The sequence below is a fragment of the Nonomuraea sp. SYSU D8015 genome, from assembly GCF_008065375.1.
Taxonomy (GTDB): Bacteria; Actinomycetota; Actinomycetes; order Streptosporangiales; family Streptosporangiaceae; genus Nonomuraea.
Genome location: NZ_VJYI01000003.1, coordinates 160,568 through 178,237, shown reverse-complemented (window position 1 = coordinate 178,237; position 17,670 = coordinate 160,568). Strand labels below are relative to the sequence as shown.

The following is a 17,670-nucleotide window of genomic DNA, read 5'->3' as shown; positions in this document are numbered from 1 at the left end:
CTCGGCCGGACTCTTACCGGAGTTGAACCATGCCACTTTTGGGAGCGCTCCCAAGCGTCGTTGAATTATTCGAGCGCCAGGCGGCGAGCACACCGGACCGGATCGCCCTCGTCGCCGGCGACGAGCGCCTGACGTACGCCGCGCTGGAGGCGGCCGTGGACCGGCTGGCCGCCCGGCTCACCGCGGCCGGAGCGGGACCGGGCACCCTCGTGGGGATCTGCGCGGGCAAGTCGGCGGCCTCCGTGGCGGCGATGCTCGCCGTCCTGAGGACCGGCGCGGCCTACCTGCCGCTCGACCCCGCGCACCCGGCGGCCCGCATCGGGCTCGTGCTCGCCGACTCGGGCGCGCGGCTGCAGGTGACCGCGGGCGAGCCCGTCACGACCACGGTGCCGGCACTGCGGCTGGAGGAGGAGGTGCCGCCGCAGCGGCTTCCCGCCGGTACCGGAGACGCGGAGCCGCCTGCTGCGGCACGGGTCCCCACCGTGCCCCAGGACCCCGCGTCACCGGCGTACGTCATCTACACCTCGGGCTCGACCGGCCGCCCCAAGGGGGTGATGGTGTCGCACCGGGCGCTGGCCAACCTCCTCGCCGGCATGCGCGAGCTGGTGGCGTCGACGGCGGAGGACGTCTGGCTCTCGGCCGCCTCCCTCACCTTCGACATGTCCGTGCCCGAGATCTACCTGCCGCTCGTCACCGGAGGCCGGCTGGTCCTCCTCGATCCCAAGGCCGCGATCCTCGGGAAACGGCTCGCCGCGCTGATCGAGCGCGAGGGTGTGACCCACATGCAGGCCACCCCGTCGGGCTGGCGGGTCCTGCTGCACGCCGGGTTCCGCAATCCGCGGCTGACCGCGCTGATCGGCGGCGAGGCGCTGCCCGCGGCCCTGGCCAGGGACCTGCGCCCCCGGGTGGGACGGCTCGTCAACATGTACGGCCCGACCGAGGCGGCCGTCTGGGCCACCTCGTGGGAGGTGCCGCACGAGCCCGAGACGATCTCGATCGGCGACCCGCTGCCCGGCGCCACGATCCACGTCGTGGACGACCGGCTGAATCCGGTCAGCGAGGGCGAGCTCGCCATCGGCGGGGTGGGTGTGGCCAACGGCTACCTCGGCCGGCCGGCCCTGACCGCCGAGCGCTTCGTCCCCGACCCGTACGGCGAGCCCGGCGGCAGGTTGTACCTGACCGGCGACATCGTCCGGCGCACGGACGCGGGCCTGGAATTCCTGCGCCGAGCCGACACCCAGGTGAAGGTGCGCGGCCACCGGGTGGAGCTCGGCGAGGTGGAGGCCGCCATGGAGGAGCTTCCCGGGGTGCGGCAGGCCGTGGCGGCCGTGTCCCGCGACGCCCTGGTGGCGTTCGTCGTCGGCGACTGTCCCGGCCTGCGCACCCGGCTGACCGCGGTCCTGCCCGCGTACATGGTGCCGACCCGGGTGATCCCCCTGGACTCCCTGCCCCTCACCCCCAACGGAAAGATCGATCGGCGCGCTCTGGAGGAGAAGGCGTGAGCGACGTGCTGGTGGTTGTCAACGACGAAGAGCAGTACTCCGTCTGGCCCGCGGACCGGGAGTTGCCTCCCGGCTGGCGGACCACCGGCTTCGCCGGGACCCGTGAGGAATGCCTGGCGCACATCGAGACCGTGTGGACCGACATGCGTCCCCTGAGCATGCGCGGCGGGGGGTGAGGCGGCGTGGACTCCAACGTGGTCATCGTGGGAGCGGGCCTGGCAGGCCCCTTGCTGGCGAACCTGCTCGCGCGGCGGGGATACCGGGTCGACCTGGTCGAGCGCCGCCCCGACCCCCGCTCGGCCCGGCACGACGGCGGCCGGTCCATCAACCTGGGCATGTCGGCCCGGGCGATCGCGGCCCTGCGCGACGTGGGCCTGTGGCAGGAGGCCCAGCGGCTGTCCGTGCCCATGCGCGGCCGCATGGTGCACACCGCCGGCAGGCGGCCGGCGTTCTACCCCTACGGCAAGGATCCGTCGCAGATCCTGCACTCCATCAGGCGCGACGCGCTGGTCTGCCTGCTGGTCGAGCACGCGGAGAAGCAGCCCGGCGTGCGGCTGCGCTTCGAGACCCGGTGCGCGGCCGTCGACAGGGACGGCGCCGCCGTCACCCTGGAGGACGGCGAGGAGCTCGCCGCGGACTTCGTGGTCGGCGCCGACGGCGCGTCCTCGCTGGTCAGGACCGAGATGCAGCGTGGCCTGCCGGCCGACTTCAGCCGCGAGTACCTCGAATGGGGCTACAAGGAGGTCACCATCCGCGCCAGGCCCGGCGGCGGGCCCGCGGTGCCTTTGGAGGCCCTTCACATCTGGCCCGGCGAACGCGGTCTCGGGGTGGCCCATCCCAACATCGACAACAGCCTGACCTGCACGCTCTTCCTGCCGCGCGACGAGACGCCGGACCCGGTGTCCGAGGCCTTCCCCCACCTGGCGGAGCTGGTGCCCGACCTCGACGAGCAGGCGTCCGCCGCGCCGATGGGGCACCTCACGACCGTACGCACCGCGCCGTGGCGCCACCGGGACACGATGGTCCTCGTCGGCGACGCCGCCCACGCCGTCTACCCGTTCTACGGCCAGGGCATGAACGCCTCGTTCGAGGACTGCCTCGCCCTCGACCGCATGCTGGCCCGGCATCCGCTCGACCGGCAGGCCGCCTTCACGGCCTACGAACGCTCCCGCAAGCCGCACACCGACGTGCTGGCCGAGCTGTCGGCACAGAACTTCCTGGAGCTCCGCGACGGCATGCGCTCGCCGTTGCGCCTGGCCAGGAAGCGCCTCGACCTGCTGCTGCACAAGGCGTTGCCCGGCACCTGGGTGCCGCTGTACACGCTCGTCTCGCACACCACCGTGCCCTACGGCGACGCGCTGCGGCGCGCCCGGCGCCAGGACCGGGTGGCCGCCGCGCTGGCCGCGACCGGGATGGGCCTGGGCGTCGCCGGCCTGCTCACCGCGCTCGGACGACGCTCCGGGAGGACCCCCCGATGATCAGACATCCGCACGACGACTCCCTCGTCCTGTTCGACCCGGCCGACCTGGAGCCGGACCTCGCCCCCCACCCCCTGATCGGCGAGCACCAGGCCGACCTGCGGGCCGTCGTCGCATGGGCGCGTGCCTACCTGTGCCGGCCGCACGCGGAGCTGGGCCGGCGCGGGCCGGTGTGCCCGTACGCGCAGGCGTCGCTGGACCGCGGGGGTTTCCTGCTGGGCGTCCAGCCGGGCGGTGGCCACACCGTCGAATCCCTGAGCGCCCTGCTGGAGCCCTACCGCGACTGGTTCCTCGACCTCGCCCCGCGGGGCGGACCCGCCACGCAGGTGACGACCATCCTCGTCCTGCTGCCCGGCATGCGTGACGCGCGACAGGTGATCGACGCCGCGCAGCGCCGGCTCAAGGACGCCTACGTCGGCCGCGGACTGATGATCGGGGAGTTCCACGACGGGCCGCCGGACAAGGCCGGGTTGTGGAACCCCGGCTTCCGCCCGCTGCACAGCCCGGTCCCGATGCTGGTGATCAGGCACATGGTGCCGACCGACCTGCCCTTCCTGCTCTCCGACGAGACGCACCTGGCCGCCTATCACGACGTGTTCGGCGGGCAGGTGCCCGGGCACCTGCGGGATCTGGTGGCCAAGCCATGACGGCCACGAGCTTCCCGCTGACGCCCGCCCAGGAACGGCTGTGGTTCCTTCACCAGGCCGGGCAGGACCCGTCCGGCTACCAGGTCTGGGACGGGCACCGGCTACGCGGCCCCCTGGACCCCGGCCGGCTGGGCCTGGCGCTGAACCGCCTGGCCGCCAGGCACGAGGCGCTGCGCACGGGACTGGCCGACGAGGGGGACGGGCGTCCGGTCCAGATCGTGAGCGACGAGGTCCACGTGGACCTGGAGCTCGTGGAGGTCCCCGACGAGGCCGCGGCGCACGCGGTGTGCGACACGTTCGTGGGGCGGCCGTTCACGCTCGGCCGGGCACCGCTCATGCGGGCGCTGCTCGTCCGGCTCGCGCCGGACGACCACGTGCTCGTGTTGTGCCTCCACCACGCGGTCTGCGACGGGCGCTCGCTGCAGATCCTCTTCACCGAGCTGTACGGCCTGCTGGCCGGGACCTTCGAGCCCGCCGCGCCCGCCGTCCCGTTCTCCGAGTACGTCGCCTGGCTCGGCGGGGGCAGCCGGGAACGTGCTCGGGCCGCCCGCGACTACTGGCGTTCCCGGCTGGCCGGGGCACCCTCCCTGCTGGGCCTGCCGACCGACCGGCCCCGCCCCGCCGTACCGAGCGGGCGCGGCGCGCGGCATCGCTGGACCCTGCCCCCGCACCTGCGCGCCGGCCTGGTGGAGGGCGCGCGCAGGAACAGGACGACGCTGTTCGCCATGGTGCTGGCCGCCCTGGGCGTGACCCTGGGCAGGTGTGCCGACCAGGACGACGTCGTGATCGGATGCCCCGTGGAGGGCCGCACGGCGCGGGAGTTCGGGCAGACGGTCGGCATGTTCGCCAACACCGTCGCGCTGCGGCTGGATCTCGGCGGCGACCCGACCGTGGCGGATCTCCTCCGGCGGTGCAGGCGTACCGTGGCCGAGGCCCTCGCGTACGGGGGCACGCCGTTCGACGAGGTCGTGGAGCTGGCCGGAGGCCGCCGCGACCTCAGCCACAACCCGCTCTTCCAGGTCATGCTCGTCATGGATCACGTGGACGACCGCCCGCGGACGGCCGGTGACCTGCTGATCGAGCACTGGGAGCTGCCCGCCCCGGAGGCCCGCTTCGACCTCACCCTGTTCGTCACCGCGGGTGACGACGTCGAGCTGTACCTCGACTACGCCGCCGACCTGTTCGACACGGAGACCGCGGCGGCCCTGGCGGGTCACCTGACCACCGCCGTCGAGGCCCTCACCGGCGAACCGGACCTGCGGGTGAGCCGGATCTCCTTCGACGCCGCGGCGGGCCGCGCCGCACCGCCCGCGCCGCCGTCCGGGGTCTGGGACAGCGTGGCGGATCTGATCGTGCGGCAGGCCGAGCGGTCCCCGGACCGGCCCGCGGTCCTGGCCGAGGGGGAGTGCCTGTCGTACGGCGAGCTGGTGTCCCGGGCGCGTGAGATGGCGGCGCGGCTGAAGCCGCTCGCCGGGTCCGGTGACGGGCGTGCGGTGGTCGGCGTCTCGCTCCCCGCGGGGCCGGACGGGATCGCCGCCGTCGTCGGCGTCCTTCTCGCCGGAGCCGCGTACCTGCCGCTCGACCCCGGTCATCCGCCTGCCCGGGCGGCGCTGCTGCTGCGTCAGGCGCAGGCGGTCGCGGTGGTCGCGCCGCCCGGCAGGCTCGCCGAGCTGCGTGCGTTCGCGGGGGCGAAGGTACCGGTGTCCGGCGGCACCGCGGGCTCAGCCGGCGACCACCGGGTGCGGCCCGGCGGCGGCGTCGAGCGGTCGGCCGGCGGCCACCGGGTTCGGCCCGGCGACCCGGCGTACGTGATCTTCACTTCGGGGTCGACGGGCACGCCCAAGGGCGTGCTGGTGCCGCACGGCGCCGTCGCGGAGTTCACCCGGTCGTTCGTCGACGTGCACGGCTTCGGGCCGGAGCACCGGGTGCTCATGTTGCCGCCGCTCACCTTCGACGCCTCGGTCGGCGACCTGTTCCCCGTGCTCACCTCCGGCGGCGCCCTCGTCATCCATCCCGAGCCCGCCCGGCTGGACGGCGCCGAGCTCGTGCGTTTCTGCGCCGAGCACGGCGTCACCGCCGTCGACGCGCCCGTGGCGTTGTGGCGGCGCTGGGTGGCCGACCTGGCGGAGACGGGTGTCCCCGAGAGCTGGCCGGTCGAGATCATGATGGTCGGCGGCGAGGAGGTGCCGGTCGAGGACGTGCGTACGTGGCAACGCGTGACACGCGGCAGGTGCGCCTTGTTCAACCACTACGGACCCACCGAGGCCACGGTCTGCGCCACCGTGCACCGCATCGGCGGCGCCGACGAGCTCGGCGACCTGGGCCGGGTGCCGATCGGCACGCCCCTGCCGCACGTGCGCGCCCGCGTCCTGGACCGGTCGGGGCGCGCGGTGCCGACCGGCGGCGTGGGCGAGCTGCACCTGGGCGGGGCCGGCCTGGCCGAAGGGTACGTGCGCGAGCCCGCCCTGACCGCGGCGGCCTTCGTGCCCGACCCGGAAGGGCCCGCCGGGGCGCGCCTGTACCGGACGGGCGACCTGGCGCGGGTACGGCCGGGCGGCGCGATCGAGTTCCTGGGCAGGCGCGACCGCCAGGTGAAGATCCGGGGCCACCGGATCGAACCGGCCGAGGTCGAGCACGCCATCATGGCGCACCCGTCCGTCACCGACAGCGCCGTCGTCGTCTCGGGGGACCGGCTCGTCGCCTACGCGGCGACCGGCGCGCCGGAGGTGACGCCGGGCGCGTTGCGCACCTTCCTGCGCGAACGCCTGCCCGGATACCTGGTGCCGGCGGCGCTCGTGACGGTCGCCGCCATCCCGCGCACCACGCACGGGAAGGTGGACCCGGCCGCGCTGCCGCCCCTGCGGGGACCGGGGGGAGAGGCCCCCGCGAGCAGCACGGAGTCGGTGCTGGCCGCGGTGTGGCAGCGGGTCATCGGCGTGCGCGACGTGCGCAGGTCGGACAACTTCTTCGAGGTGGGCGGGCACTCGCTGCTGGCCGCCCGGGTGGTGGCGGAGGTCAAGCGGGAGCTCGGCGTGGACGTGTCCCTGCGGGCCGTGCTCGAGACGGCCGACCTCGCCGAGTTCGCCGCCGTCGTGGAGGGCGGGGCCGAGCAGGAGCACCTCGACCTGGAACCGTTCGCCGTACTGCCGCCCGATCTCGCCGTGCGGCCGGCGACCGCATCCCGGGCACGGCGCGGCCCGGCGATCCTGCTGACCGGGGCCACCGGCTTCCTCGGCGCCCACCTCGTAGGCGAGCTCCTGGCCCGCACCGACGCCGAGATCGTCTGCCTCGTCAGGGCCGCCGACGAGCACCACGCCCGGCAGCGGGTGCTGGACAACCTGCGGGTCCACGGGGTGGACGCTCCGCCGGGCATGCTGCGCGGGCTGCCCGGCGATCTGGGCTCGGCCCGGTTCGGCCTGGACGAGGAGCGGTTCGCCGAGCTGGCCGGCGCGGTGGAGGCCATCTGCCACAACGGCGGGCGCGTGAACTTCTACGAGAGCTTCCACCGCCTGCGCCCGGTGAACGTCGGCGGCACGGTCGAGGCCCTGCGGCTGGCCGCACTCGGCGGCGCCCGCCTGCACGTCGTCTCCACCCTCGATGTCTTCCTTGGCCGGGCCCACCGGGACGGGGTCGTGGACGAGACGACCGCCCCCGACGATCCGGCCGGCCTGGAGACGGGCTACGACCAGAGCAAGTGGGTGGCCGACCGGCTGGCGCGCCGGGCCCGGGACGAGGGCCTGCCGGTCGTGGTGCACCGCCCGGCGCGGGTCGGCGGGCACAGCGGGACCGGCCTGGGCAACGCCGGCGACTACTTCGGCCGCCTGCTGGCCACGTGCGTCCGCCTCGGCATGGTGCCCGACCTGCCGGCCGAGGAGGACCTGGCACCCGTGGACTACGTCGCGGCGGGCATCGCCCATCTGATCAACGATCCCGCCGCGGCCGGCGACTTCCACTATTTCAACGGCGCGACGATCTCGTACCGGGAGATCGCCGAGGCGATCGGAGCCGAGTGCGTGCCCTGGGACACGTGGCGGGCGCGGGCCGGTGAGCTGGGCACGGACAGTCCGATGGCGCCGTTCGCGGCGGTGCTGTCGGGGGCGGCCCCGCAGTTCCGGCGGCCCGCCTTCGACTGCCGTCACACCGAGCGGGTCCTCGCCCGCGCCGGGATCGTGTGCCCGCCCGCGGACGGCGCGCTCGTCCGGCGCTACGCCGATCGCCTGGCCGAGGCGGTGCACGCGTGAACATCGTCAGATTCGCGCTCATCTGGACGGCGTCGCTGCTGTCGTCCGTCGGCTCCAGCCTCACCACGTTCGTGCTGGGCGTCTGGGTGTACCAGAGCACCCGGTCGCCGACGGAGTTCGCGCTGGTCGTGCTCAGCGGCATGCTCCCGGGCATCCTCATCGGGCCGTTCGCCGGGGTGATCGTCGACCGGTTCGACCGGCGCCGGGTGATGATCGTCACCGACTGCCTGGCGGCCCTGTCGACGGCCGCCGTCGCCGCCCTGATCTGGACGCAGGCGCTGGCCGTGTGGCACGTCGCCCTGGCCGGCGCCGTCAGCGGCGCGTGCGGCGCCTTCCACCTGACCGCCTACCAGGCCATGACGCCGCTGCTGATCCCCGAACGGCACCTGGGCCGCGCCAACGGGCTCATGCACCTGTCCACCGGCATCCAGATCGCCGCGCCCGTCCTCGGGGCCACGCTCCTGGCCACGGTCGGGATGGCCGGGGTGGTGGTGCTGGACCTGGCCACCTTCGGCGCGGCCATGCTGGCCCTGCTGCTGATCCGGCTGCCCGCCGCGGTGCTGCGGCCCAACGCCGCCGCCGAGCGGACTGCCGTACTGGAGGATCTCGGGTCGGGCATGCGCCACCTGCGTGCCCGGGCCGGGCTGGGGGCGCTGGTGGCCGCGCTGACCGGCTTCAACTTCACCTTCGCCGTCGCCGGGGTGCTGGTGCAGCCGCTCATCCTGTCCTTCGCCGACCCCGGGGTGCTGGGCGTGCTGATGTTCGCGGGAGGCGCGGGCATGTTCGCCGGCAGCCTCGTCATGGGCGCCTGGGGCGGGCCGCGCCGGAAGATCACCGGGATGACGGCGTTCATGGCGCTCGGCGGGGTCTTCCTGGTGCTGCACTCGCTGAGTCCCTCGCCGCTGCTGGTGGGTGTGGCCGCCGCCGGGTTCCTGTTCACGTTGCCCGTGGTGAACGGCTGCGCGCACGCCGTGCTGCAGAGCCGTATCGCGCCGGCCGTACTCGGGCGGGCCATGGGCACCGTGCACACGCTGGGATCGGCCGCCGTCCCCGTCGGGTACCTGCTGGCCGCGCCCGTGGCCGAGCACCTGCTGAACCCGGCGTTGTCGCCCGGCGGGGCGCTCGCGGGCAGCGTGGGCCTGATCGTCGGCGTCGGCGAGGGGCGCGGGATCGCCTTCGTCCTGCTCCTCGACGGGCTGCTCCTGCTGGCCATGGCCGCCGCCCTGGCGGCGCTGCCCGCCCTGCGCCGGCTGGATCGCCGGCCGGTCCCCGTCCCCGTCGCCTGAGAGGACCCCATGCCCATCGACCTGCCACCCCACGAGGTGGCCGCATTCCGCCGGGGCGAAGCCCCGGCGCCGATGCTGGACCTGATCGGCCTCATGGCCTGCCACGCCATCGGGGCCGCGCGCTCGCTGGGGCTGTTCGACGCGCTCGCCGCCGGGCCGTTGACCACGGACGAGCTCGCCGAGGCCGTCGGCGCCGCCCCCGACGGGCTGGACCAGCTGCTCGGACTGCTGCGTGCCACAGGGTACGTGGAGCGCCGCGACGGCCGGCACGCCAACACGCCCGCGACGGCGGCCTGGCTCTGCTCGACCTCGCCCGTCGACTACGGGCGGATCCTCGGCCTGTGGCAGGCCATCGTGGAGGAGCAGTGGGCCGGACTGGCCGCCGCCGTGCGCTCGGGGACCCCGGCCGGCGGCTTCTACACCTGGCTCGCCGGCCGCCCCGACCTGTCCTCGGCCTTCCACGACCTGCAACGCGGCCTCGCCGAGTGGCTGGCGGAGGAGGTCGTCTCGCTGGTGCCGCTGCCGGAGGCCAGCAAGAGCCTGCTCGACCTGGGCGGCGGCCACGGGTCGTACGCAGAGGCGTTCTGCCGGGCGTACCCCGGGCTGTCCGGCACGATCGTCGACAGCGCCGTCGCGGAACGCTCCGACGGGAACCTGACGTGGCGGGCCGCCGACCTGCTCACCGCCGACCTGCCGGGCGAGCAGGACGTGACCGTGCTCTTCAACGTGCTGCACGGGTTCGGCGCGGCCGACGCGGCCGCGCTGGTCACCAAGGCGGCGGGCACGCTGCGGGCGGGAGGCCTGCTGATCGTCCTGGAGAGCATGTCCGAGCACCGGGGCAACGCCGCCGACCTCGCCTTCAGCGCGGGATTCTCGCTCAACCTGTGGCACACGCAAGGAGGCGGCCTGCATGCGCCGGACACGATCCGGGGGTGGCTGGAGGCGGCCGGATGCACCGCGGGCCCCTGGCGGGAACTCACCCGCTCACCGGCGCACGCCCTCCTGACGGCCAACAAGGTAGCCGATCAGAGCTGATCCGTGGGCCCGGGACCGGTTGATCCCGGCCGGACCGGTGACCCGGTCCGCGTCAGGCCACGTGCTCGGCCGCGGTGCGCGCCGCCATCCGCCGTTCGAACCACACCGAGGTGAACGGCGGCACGGCGCACGCCAGGCCGAGCACCACTGCGCCCCGGCTCCAGCCCGCCTCCCGCGCCGAGAGCACCACACCGGCCGCGTACAGCAGGAACAGCGCCCCGTGGATCGGCCCGAACACCTTCACCCCGAGTTCACCGGTCGCGATCACGTACTTGAAGAACATCCCGACCAGCAGTCCCGCCCACGAGCACGCCTCGGCCACCGCCACGACTCGAAACCAGCGCAGCACACTCCACCCCTTCTCCGGTACCGGGCGTACTCTACAAGCTGTAGAGGACAGTACGGGACGCGGGTGCGGCAGACGGCCTGTCTCCTACAGGGGGCTGATCGCCCGGTCCCTGGCGGACGTGACGATGCTCCACGGCACCTCGGGCAACGGGAGCCGGTCCGACCCCGGATCCAGGAGCAAGGAGCCGGCCGGTAACCGCGGCGAGTTGGCCGCCACCACCCTGCCCTCGGCGTTCACCAGCGTGATCTGCGTGGGGCTCGCGGCCAGCACGCCGAGCAGCAGCGCCTCGAACCTGGCCGCCCGCACGTCGGCGCCCACCACGCCGAGGAAGCGGCCGTCCACCTCGGCGGGCGCGGTGAACGTCAGCATGTAGGTGTCGGTGCCGCCGTAGTCGACATACGGGCCGACGATGTGGCGGCGGCGGGTGCGCTCGGGCACGGCGAACCATTCGGCGGCCGTGTAGTCGTAGAAGTCGAGGCTCTCCGGGTCGAGGTCCACGTCGAGGAAGATCGGATCCTGTTCGGGCGGCACCTGCCACCACTCCAGCCACCGCCGGCGGTCGGCCAGCACGCCGGGCGCCACGATGACGCCCGCCCCGGCCACCACCTCGTGCGTCCTGCTCAGGCAGGCGAAGATCTCGGGCCGGACCGCGGCCAGGTCGGCGCTGGCGAAGGAGCCGGAGGCGCGATAGCACGCCACGACGCTCGCCAGGATGCGATCCAGCGAGCTGAAGATGTCCGCGACGATCGTGTGGACCCGCTCCGCCACCTGGCCGACGTGCCGATCGCTCATCGTTGCCTCCTCACTCGGATGCGACGAGCCGCCAATGGAACTCCATCAGACGCTCTATCCCCTTGTCGATGTGTTCCTCGGTGAGCGACCTGGCTCTGTCGGGGTCGCGGGCCTCGATGGCGTCGATCACCTGGCTGTGGCTGCGCACCACCTCCTGCGGGTCGACGGCCTCCCCGTACGGGAGCCAGAGCAGCTCGCCCACCTCGGCCTGGATGTCGATCTCGGCGCGCGTCAACCGTACGGACTGGGCGGCGGCGGCGACCTCGATGTGGAAGCGGCCGTCGGCGCGGCGGCGCTCGCCCACGGAGGCGGCCGCGTCCAGGCGGGCGACGAACTGGCGCAGGCGCGTGACGTTGTCGGCGGAGGCCCGCAGCGCGGCCAGCCGGGCGGCGGTGCCGGCGATCGCGGAGCGGTAGTCGCCGATCTCGCGCAGCTCCGAGGTGCTGAGCTCACGCAGGCGGCGCCGCAGCCGGGCCGTGGACGGGTCGGCGGGCGCGAGCACGAACGTGCCGCCGCCGCGCCCCCTGCGGGTCTCGACCAGCCCGCGCTCGCGCAGGGCGGCCAGGGCCGCGCGCAGCGTCACGGTGGAGACGTTGAGCGCGTTCGCCAGCTCCAGCTCGGCGGGGAGCTGGTCGCCGTCGGCGATCAGGCCGAGCGCGATCGCCTCGGCCAGCCGGCGCACCACGACCTCCACCCGGCCGGAGCCGTCATCGAGCGGGGCGAAGACCGCCGCCTTGGGGAGCTGACTCACGTGGTCCAGCATATTGCCTTTTGAAATATGAACTCATAGTTTTAAGCGCAACCCACGGTAGGGAGGCCACATGCCGGATCCCGAGAAGAGGTTCGCCGAGGAGTGGCGCAACGCCGCCTACAACTGCTTCTCCTCAGGCCACAAGTTCTGCCGCGAGGTCTGCCCGGTCATGCAGGTCACGCGGAACGAGTCCTGGAGTCCCACCGCCTTCCACGCCAACGTCGTGGCGATGGAGAAGGGCGAGCTCGAGGTCGCGGACGTCGCGGCCGACTACGTCAACTGCACCGGATGCGGCGCGTGCGAGCTGCGCTGCCCCAACTCGCTGTTCACCGGCGACTTCTACCGCTTCCGCACCCGCACGGTCGACCTGGTCAAGGCCGTGCGCGGGCTGGCCGTCTCGCAGGGCGTGCACCAGCCGGGCTGGCAGCGCTGGAACCTGCTCACCGACGAGCGCAGGCACGAGCCGGTGCTGAACGGCACCCCCATCGAGCAGGAGCGGGTGCGCGACTGGGCCGACGGGCTGGACCTGCCGATCGGTGGGGAGACGATCTTGTTCGTCGACTGCGAGGCGGCCTTCTACCGCACGTCGGTGCCGCGCGCGGTGGCCCGGATCCTCAATCTCGCCGGCTACAAGTTCGGGCTGATGAACGAGCAGTGGTGCTGCGGCGGCCCGGCGGCCGAGATGGGCTACGAGGAGCAGGCGCGCAGGTTCGCCCAGCACAACCTGGACGACTGGCGGGCGGCCGGGGTGCGGCGGGTGCTGGTGCTCGACCCGCATGACTACATCACGTTCACCGAGGACTATCCGAAGTACTTCGGCGACGCCTACGACATCGAGATCGTGCTGGTCGTGGAGCTGCTGGCCGAGCTCATCAGGGAGGGCAGGCTGACGCCGCACGTCCCGGTCGAGCGTACGGTGACCTACCACGACCCGTGCCGGCTCAGCAAGCGCAAGGGCGTCTGGCGGGAGCCGCGGGAGATCCTGCGGGCGATTCCCGGGGTGACCTTCCATGACGTGGACCGGGTGACGCAGTGGTCGTACTGCTCGGGCGGGGGCGGCGGGCTGCCCGTCGAGAAGCCGGAGCTGACCGCGAAGATCAGCGAGCACCGGGTCGGGAAGGCGGCGGAGCTGGGCGTGGACACGCTGGTCAGCGCCTGCCCGTGGTCGGAGCGGCCGTTGTCGGAGGCCGGCAAGGCGCGCTCGATCGACGTCGTGGACCTGCACGAGCTGCTGGCCGAGTCGCTGGGGGTGGCCCCATGAGCGCGCCGGAGGTGGCGTCATGACCGTCCTGCTCGGCGACCCCGTGCTGGAGGAGCTCCGGCAGATTCTCGGCACCGACCACGTGCTGACCGGCAAGGCCGACCGGCTCAACCGGGCACGCGTGCCCGCGCCGTTCCCCGTGCACCGGTGGGCGGAGCGCATGCCCGACCTGGTCGTGCTGCCGGCCTCCACCGAGGAGGTCGCGGAGGTGCTCAGGCTGGCCAACAGCCTGCGGATCCCGGTCGTGCCGCGCGACGGCGGCACCGGCCTGACCGACGGCGCGGTGCCGCTGCGTGGCGGCATCGTCGTCGACGTCAAGCGGATCAACCAGATCAAGGAGATCGACCTCGACAATCGCACCTGCACGGCCGGCACCGGCATCAACGCGCTCAAGCTCAACGAGGTCCTCGCCCGGCACGGCCTGATCTATCCGGACGATCCGGCGTCCTACCCGTGCTCGCTCGTCGGCGGCAGGATCGGCACCAGCGGCTGGTCGCTGATCGGCTCCCGCTACGGCCACACCCGTGACCTGGTGCTCAGCTTCGACCACGTGCTGCCGACCGGCCGGGTCATCCACGTCGGCGACGGCATCGGGCGGAAGATCACCAAGAGCTCCAGCGGGTACCAGCTCAAGCACCTGTTCATGGGGCATCAGGGCACGCTCGGCATCGCCACCGAGGCGACGCTGAAGCTGTTCCCGAAGCCGGAGGCGGAGTTCTCGCCGTTCTGGGCGTTCGAGGACTACGACACCGCCTACCGCGCGGTCGGGGCGCTGGCGCGGGCGGGCGTGGCCACGTTCGCCGGCGCGGTGCTGTTCGACGAGTGGAAGGTCGACTACCTGCGGCGCGACGACGAGGCCTACATCCCGCAGCCGTCGTCGGTGAAGGCACTGGTGTGCGCCGCACTGTACGGCTACGAGGACGAGGTCCGGGCCGGCGGCAGGAGGCTGCTGCGCATCGCCCGCTCGCTCGGCGCCCGCTACCTGGGCGACGAGATCTCCGAGGGCGACTGGGCGGCCCGGCACGACAGGTACGCCACGCCGCTGCACGGCCGCACCCGGTCGGGCCAGGTCGTCCCGATGAGCTGGCACTGCGAGGACGCCTCGATCAACTACACGAACCTGCCCGCCGTACGGCTGGCCTGGCACGAGATCGCCGACCGGCTCAGGCGGGAGAGCGACGTGTTCGACGACTGGGGCATGTTCGCCTACACCAACGGCGCGACCGGCGCCGACTACCTCACCGAGATCGACATCGGCATCTGGGAGCAGCGGCTCGACGACGCCGCCTGGGCGGCGTGGGTGCGGGCCAAGCGCGACCTCGCCGCCGTGGCGCTGGCGCACGGCGGCTCGATCAGCGCCTGCCACGGCTCCTGCCGCGAGGGCGAGGTGGACCTGGTGCCCGCCGAGCTCGGTGGCGGGTACGACGTAATGCTCGACATCAAACGGGCCATCGACCCGAACAACATCATGAACCCCGGCAAGTACCTGCTCGACCAGGCATACGCGGAGAAATCGTGAAATATCGCTATCAGGAGGAGATGTCGCCTCCACCGGTCCAGCGGGTGACCGACGTCGCGATCACCCGGTTCGAGCACGTCTTCGAGGTCGAGCCCGGCCTCATGACCGAGCACGTGACGCAGCAGACCTTCCCCAACTGGGACACGCTGCGCCTGGTCCGGTCCCGGGCCGACCACCTGGCCTGGATGCACCGGCACTTCGCGGACAAGGTGATCTCCGGCGAGGAGTTGCTCGATGACCTCGACGAATGACGCCCCGCTGAGCCGCGACGCGGGGGACGACGCCCGGCTGGCCGACCTCGGCTACACCTCCGAGTTCCGCAGGGACATGAGCCTGTGGGCCAACTTCTCCCTCGGCTTCACGTACCTGTCTCCCGTGGTCGGGATCTACACGCTGTTCGCCTCGTCGCTGGCCGTCGGCGGCCCGCCGATGATCTGGAGCCTGGTCATCGTGGGGGCCGGGCAGTTCCTGGTGGCGCTGGTCTTCGGCGAGATCGTCTCGCAGTACCCGCTGACCGGCGGCATCTACCCCTGGGCCAGGCGGCTGTGGGGGCGGCGGTGGGCCTGGATGACGGGCTGGGTGTACCTGGTGGCGCTGCTGGTGACGATCGCCAGCGTGGCCTACGGCGCGGGGCCGTATCTGTCCGCCTTTCTCGGGATCGAGGTGAGCACGGGGAACACGATCCTTTGCGCGCTGATCATCCTGGCCGTGGCGCTTGCCATCAACATGGCCGGGACCAGGGCTCTCGCGATGGCGGCGATCATCGGGTTCGCCGCCGAGCTGGTCGGGGCGCTGGTCGTGGGCGGGTGGCTGCTGCTCACCCAGCGGCACCACGGGCTCGGGGTGCTGTTCGACTCGTTCGGCGCAGGGTCGGAGTCCGGATATTTCGTGGCGTTCCTGGCCGCCGGACTTATCGGGATATTTCAGTACTACGGGTTCGAGGCGTGCGGTGACGTGGCCGAGGAGGTGCCCGACCCGACGCGGCGCATCCCCAAGGCCATGCGCATGACCATCTACGTGGGCGGCGCGGCGGCGACGTTCGTCTGCCTGGCGCTGCTGCTGGCCGTGCCCGACTTCGCCGCCGTCGTCTCCGGGGCCGACGCCGACCCCGTCACGAACGTGCTGACCACAGCCTTCGGCGCCACCGGCCTGAAGGTCGTGCTCGGCGTGGTGCTGCTGTCGTTCCTGTCGTGCGCGCTCAGCCTGCAGGCGGCGGCCAGCAGGCTCCTGTACTCCTATGCCCGCGACGACATGATCGCCGGCAGCCGCGCGCTCAGGACGTTCTCCAGGGCCAGGGGCATCCCGCCGAACACGCTCCTGGTCGCCGCCGTCGTGCCCGCGCTGGTGGTGCTCGGCTCCATCGTGTCGGAAGACGCCCTCATCAAGATCATTTCTTTCGCGGTCCTCGGCATCTACCTGGGCTTCCAGATGGTGGTGCTGGCGGCGTTGCGGGCCAGGGTGCGCGGCTGGCGCCCCTCCGGGCCGTTCACGCTGGGCCGCGCGGGGCTCGCCGTCAACGTGGCCGCGCTGGTCTACGGGGTGCTCGCCATCCTCAACATGGCCTGGCCGAGAACGCCCGACGCCCCCTGGTACGACAACTACCTGGTGGCGCTGTCCGGGCTGGTGGTGGTCGCCGCCGGGCTGGTCTACCTGCTGGTCGCCAGGCCGTACGACAAGGGCGACGCCCCTTCGGGCGACGCCATCCCTCAGGAGGTCGCACGATGAAGTTCAGCTACGTGATGCTGCCCGACTACCCGCTGAGGGAGTCGCTCGCGTCCATCCGCCTGGCCGACGAGCTCGGCTTCCACGCCTGCTATGCGGCCGACGAGACCTGGCACAAGGACCTGTGGCTGCTGTTCGCCGCCGCGGCGCAGCAGACCTCCCGCATCAGGTTCGGTCCCAGCGTGTCGTCGGTGGTGCTGCGCGAGCCGTCCCTGATCGCCCAGGCGGCGGCCACGCTCGACGAGCTCAGCGACGGGCGCGCCGAGGTGGTGCTGTCGTGCGGCAACTTCGGGCTGCTCGCCCAATACAACATCGACTGGTCGGTCACCAAGCCGCTGTCGCGCGTGAAGGAGGCGGCGCACGTGGTGCGCACGCTGCTGGACGACGGCGCGATCACCTTCGACGGCGAGTTCTTCAAGTACAGCGGCCTGTTCACCTTCGCCCGCCCGGTGCAGGAGCGTGTGCCGGTCAAGCTCGGCGCGATGCGCGGGCCGCGCTCCTTCCAGGCGGCCGGCGAGCACTCCGACGGCGTGCACCACGCGCTCAGCTACACCCGCGAGGCCTACGACTACCTCGTCCAGCAGTTCAGGGCCGGGGCGGAGAAGGCGGGCAAGGACGCCTCGTCGATGGACATCGGCGCCTGGGTCGTCTTCGCCACCGGCCCGGACTCGGCCGTGGCGAAGGAGGCCGCCCGCAGCATGGTGGGCCTCTACGCCTCGTCCATGCCCGCCGAGCAGCTCGAACGCAACGGCGTCGACCCCAACGCGATGAAGCCGATCGTCGACGCCCTCGGCGCCGGCGACCTGGCCAGGGCGATCGAGCTGACCACGCCCGAACTGGGGGAGCGGCTGTCCATCGCCGGCACGCCGGAGGAGTGCGTGGCCAAGATCAAGCGCGAGATCGAGCCGTCGGGCGTCAATCACATGATCCTGGCCATCACCGACGCGACGCTGGTCAAGCAGTTCATGGGACGCGAACTGCCCGAGGTGGCGGACGTGGACACCCAGCTCAGGCTGATCCACGACCGGATCATGCCCGCGTTCGCCTGACCGGGGGAGGGGTACGGCGGGCGTCGCCGTACCCCTCC

15 protein-coding genes are annotated in these 17,670 nt (G+C 72.8%); 12 read left to right on the top strand and 3 right to left on the bottom strand.

The features are described from left to right. Window positions 1-29: 29 nt before the first annotated feature. From ID574_RS16270 to ID574_RS16240, 7 genes are read left to right on the top strand one after another with little or no spacing between them, the layout of a single operon-like run. Entirely contained in the window at window positions 30-1,502 is a 1,473-nt protein-coding gene (locus ID574_RS16270; protein WP_188189741.1) for an amino acid adenylation domain-containing protein, read from the top strand. Further along, complete coding sequence (locus ID574_RS16265; protein ID WP_188189740.1) at window positions 1,499-1,678, top strand: MbtH family protein; 180 nt, start codon at window positions 1,499-1,501, stop codon at window positions 1,676-1,678. Before ID574_RS16270 ends, ID574_RS16265 begins: the two co-directional genes overlap by 4 nt. A 6-nt stretch (window positions 1,679-1,684) precedes the next feature. Beyond that, the gene (locus tag ID574_RS16260) at window positions 1,685-2,980 is read left to right on the top strand and encodes an FAD-dependent oxidoreductase (protein WP_223166748.1); all 1,296 of its coding nucleotides are present in this window, start codon (window positions 1,685-1,687) and stop codon (window positions 2,978-2,980) included. Continuing rightward, a complete protein-coding gene (locus tag ID574_RS16255; RefSeq protein WP_188189739.1) occupies window positions 2,977-3,627 on the top strand; it encodes a DUF6875 domain-containing protein in 651 nt (216 codons plus the stop codon). Before ID574_RS16260 ends, ID574_RS16255 begins: the two co-directional genes overlap by 4 nt. Then, window positions 3,624-7,868 carry a non-ribosomal peptide synthetase gene (locus ID574_RS16250; RefSeq protein WP_188189738.1) on the top strand — a complete coding sequence of 1,415 codons (4,245 nt, stop codon included), beginning with the start codon at window positions 3,624-3,626 and terminating at the stop codon, window positions 7,866-7,868. The genes ID574_RS16255 and ID574_RS16250 overlap by 4 nt, the downstream gene beginning before the upstream one ends. Beyond that, window positions 7,865-9,154, top strand: coding sequence for an MFS transporter (locus ID574_RS16245; RefSeq protein WP_188189737.1), 1,290 nt, complete (start codon window positions 7,865-7,867; stop codon window positions 9,152-9,154). The genes ID574_RS16250 and ID574_RS16245 overlap by 4 nt, the downstream gene beginning before the upstream one ends. Window positions 9,155-9,163: 9 nt before the next feature. Continuing rightward, window positions 9,164-10,189 (top strand): methyltransferase, encoded by a 1,026-nt coding sequence (locus ID574_RS16240; protein ID WP_188189736.1) that lies wholly within the window; start codon window positions 9,164-9,166, stop codon window positions 10,187-10,189. A gap of 52 nt (window positions 10,190-10,241) precedes the next feature. On the opposite strand, the gene ID574_RS16235 is transcribed toward ID574_RS16240, so the two are convergent. From ID574_RS16235 to ID574_RS16225, 3 genes are all read right to left on the bottom strand, one after another. Continuing rightward, on the bottom strand, window positions 10,242-10,538 hold the full coding sequence (locus ID574_RS16235) for a DUF3817 domain-containing protein (RefSeq protein ID WP_188189735.1): 297 nt from the start codon (window positions 10,536-10,538) through the stop codon (window positions 10,242-10,244). A gap of 84 nt (window positions 10,539-10,622) precedes the next feature. Further along, on the bottom strand, window positions 10,623-11,330 hold the full coding sequence (locus ID574_RS16230; RefSeq protein ID WP_188189734.1) for a PDC sensor domain-containing protein: 708 nt from the start codon (window positions 11,328-11,330) through the stop codon (window positions 10,623-10,625). A gap of 10 nt (window positions 11,331-11,340) precedes the next feature. Continuing rightward, on the bottom strand, window positions 11,341-12,081 hold the full coding sequence (locus ID574_RS16225) for a FadR/GntR family transcriptional regulator (protein ID WP_223166747.1): 741 nt from the start codon (window positions 12,079-12,081) through the stop codon (window positions 11,341-11,343). Window positions 12,082-12,151: 70 nt separating this feature from the next. Here ID574_RS16225 and ID574_RS16220 point away from each other — a divergent pair, with 70 nt between their 5' ends. Genes ID574_RS16220 through ID574_RS16200 form a run of 5 tightly spaced genes read left to right on the top strand, consistent with a single transcriptional unit; the run spans window position 12,152 to window position 17,632 of the window. Next, entirely contained in the window at window positions 12,152-13,342 is a 1,191-nt protein-coding gene (locus tag ID574_RS16220) for a (Fe-S)-binding protein (RefSeq protein WP_188189732.1), read from the top strand. A gap of 19 nt (window positions 13,343-13,361) precedes the next feature. After that, window positions 13,362-14,861 carry an FAD-binding oxidoreductase gene (locus ID574_RS16215; protein WP_188189731.1) on the top strand — a complete coding sequence of 500 codons (1,500 nt, stop codon included), beginning with the start codon at window positions 13,362-13,364 and terminating at the stop codon, window positions 14,859-14,861. After that, the gene (locus ID574_RS16210) at window positions 14,858-15,112 is read left to right on the top strand and encodes a hypothetical protein (protein WP_223166746.1); all 255 of its coding nucleotides are present in this window, start codon (window positions 14,858-14,860) and stop codon (window positions 15,110-15,112) included. The genes ID574_RS16215 and ID574_RS16210 overlap by 4 nt, the downstream gene beginning before the upstream one ends. Next, on the top strand, window positions 15,096-16,586 hold the full coding sequence (locus ID574_RS16205) for an APC family permease (RefSeq protein WP_188189730.1): 1,491 nt from the start codon (window positions 15,096-15,098) through the stop codon (window positions 16,584-16,586). Before ID574_RS16210 ends, ID574_RS16205 begins: the two co-directional genes overlap by 17 nt. Next, window positions 16,583-17,632, top strand: coding sequence for an LLM class flavin-dependent oxidoreductase (locus ID574_RS16200; protein WP_188189729.1), 1,050 nt, complete (start codon window positions 16,583-16,585; stop codon window positions 17,630-17,632). Before ID574_RS16205 ends, ID574_RS16200 begins: the two co-directional genes overlap by 4 nt. The last annotated feature ends 38 nt before the right edge of the window (window positions 17,633-17,670 follow it).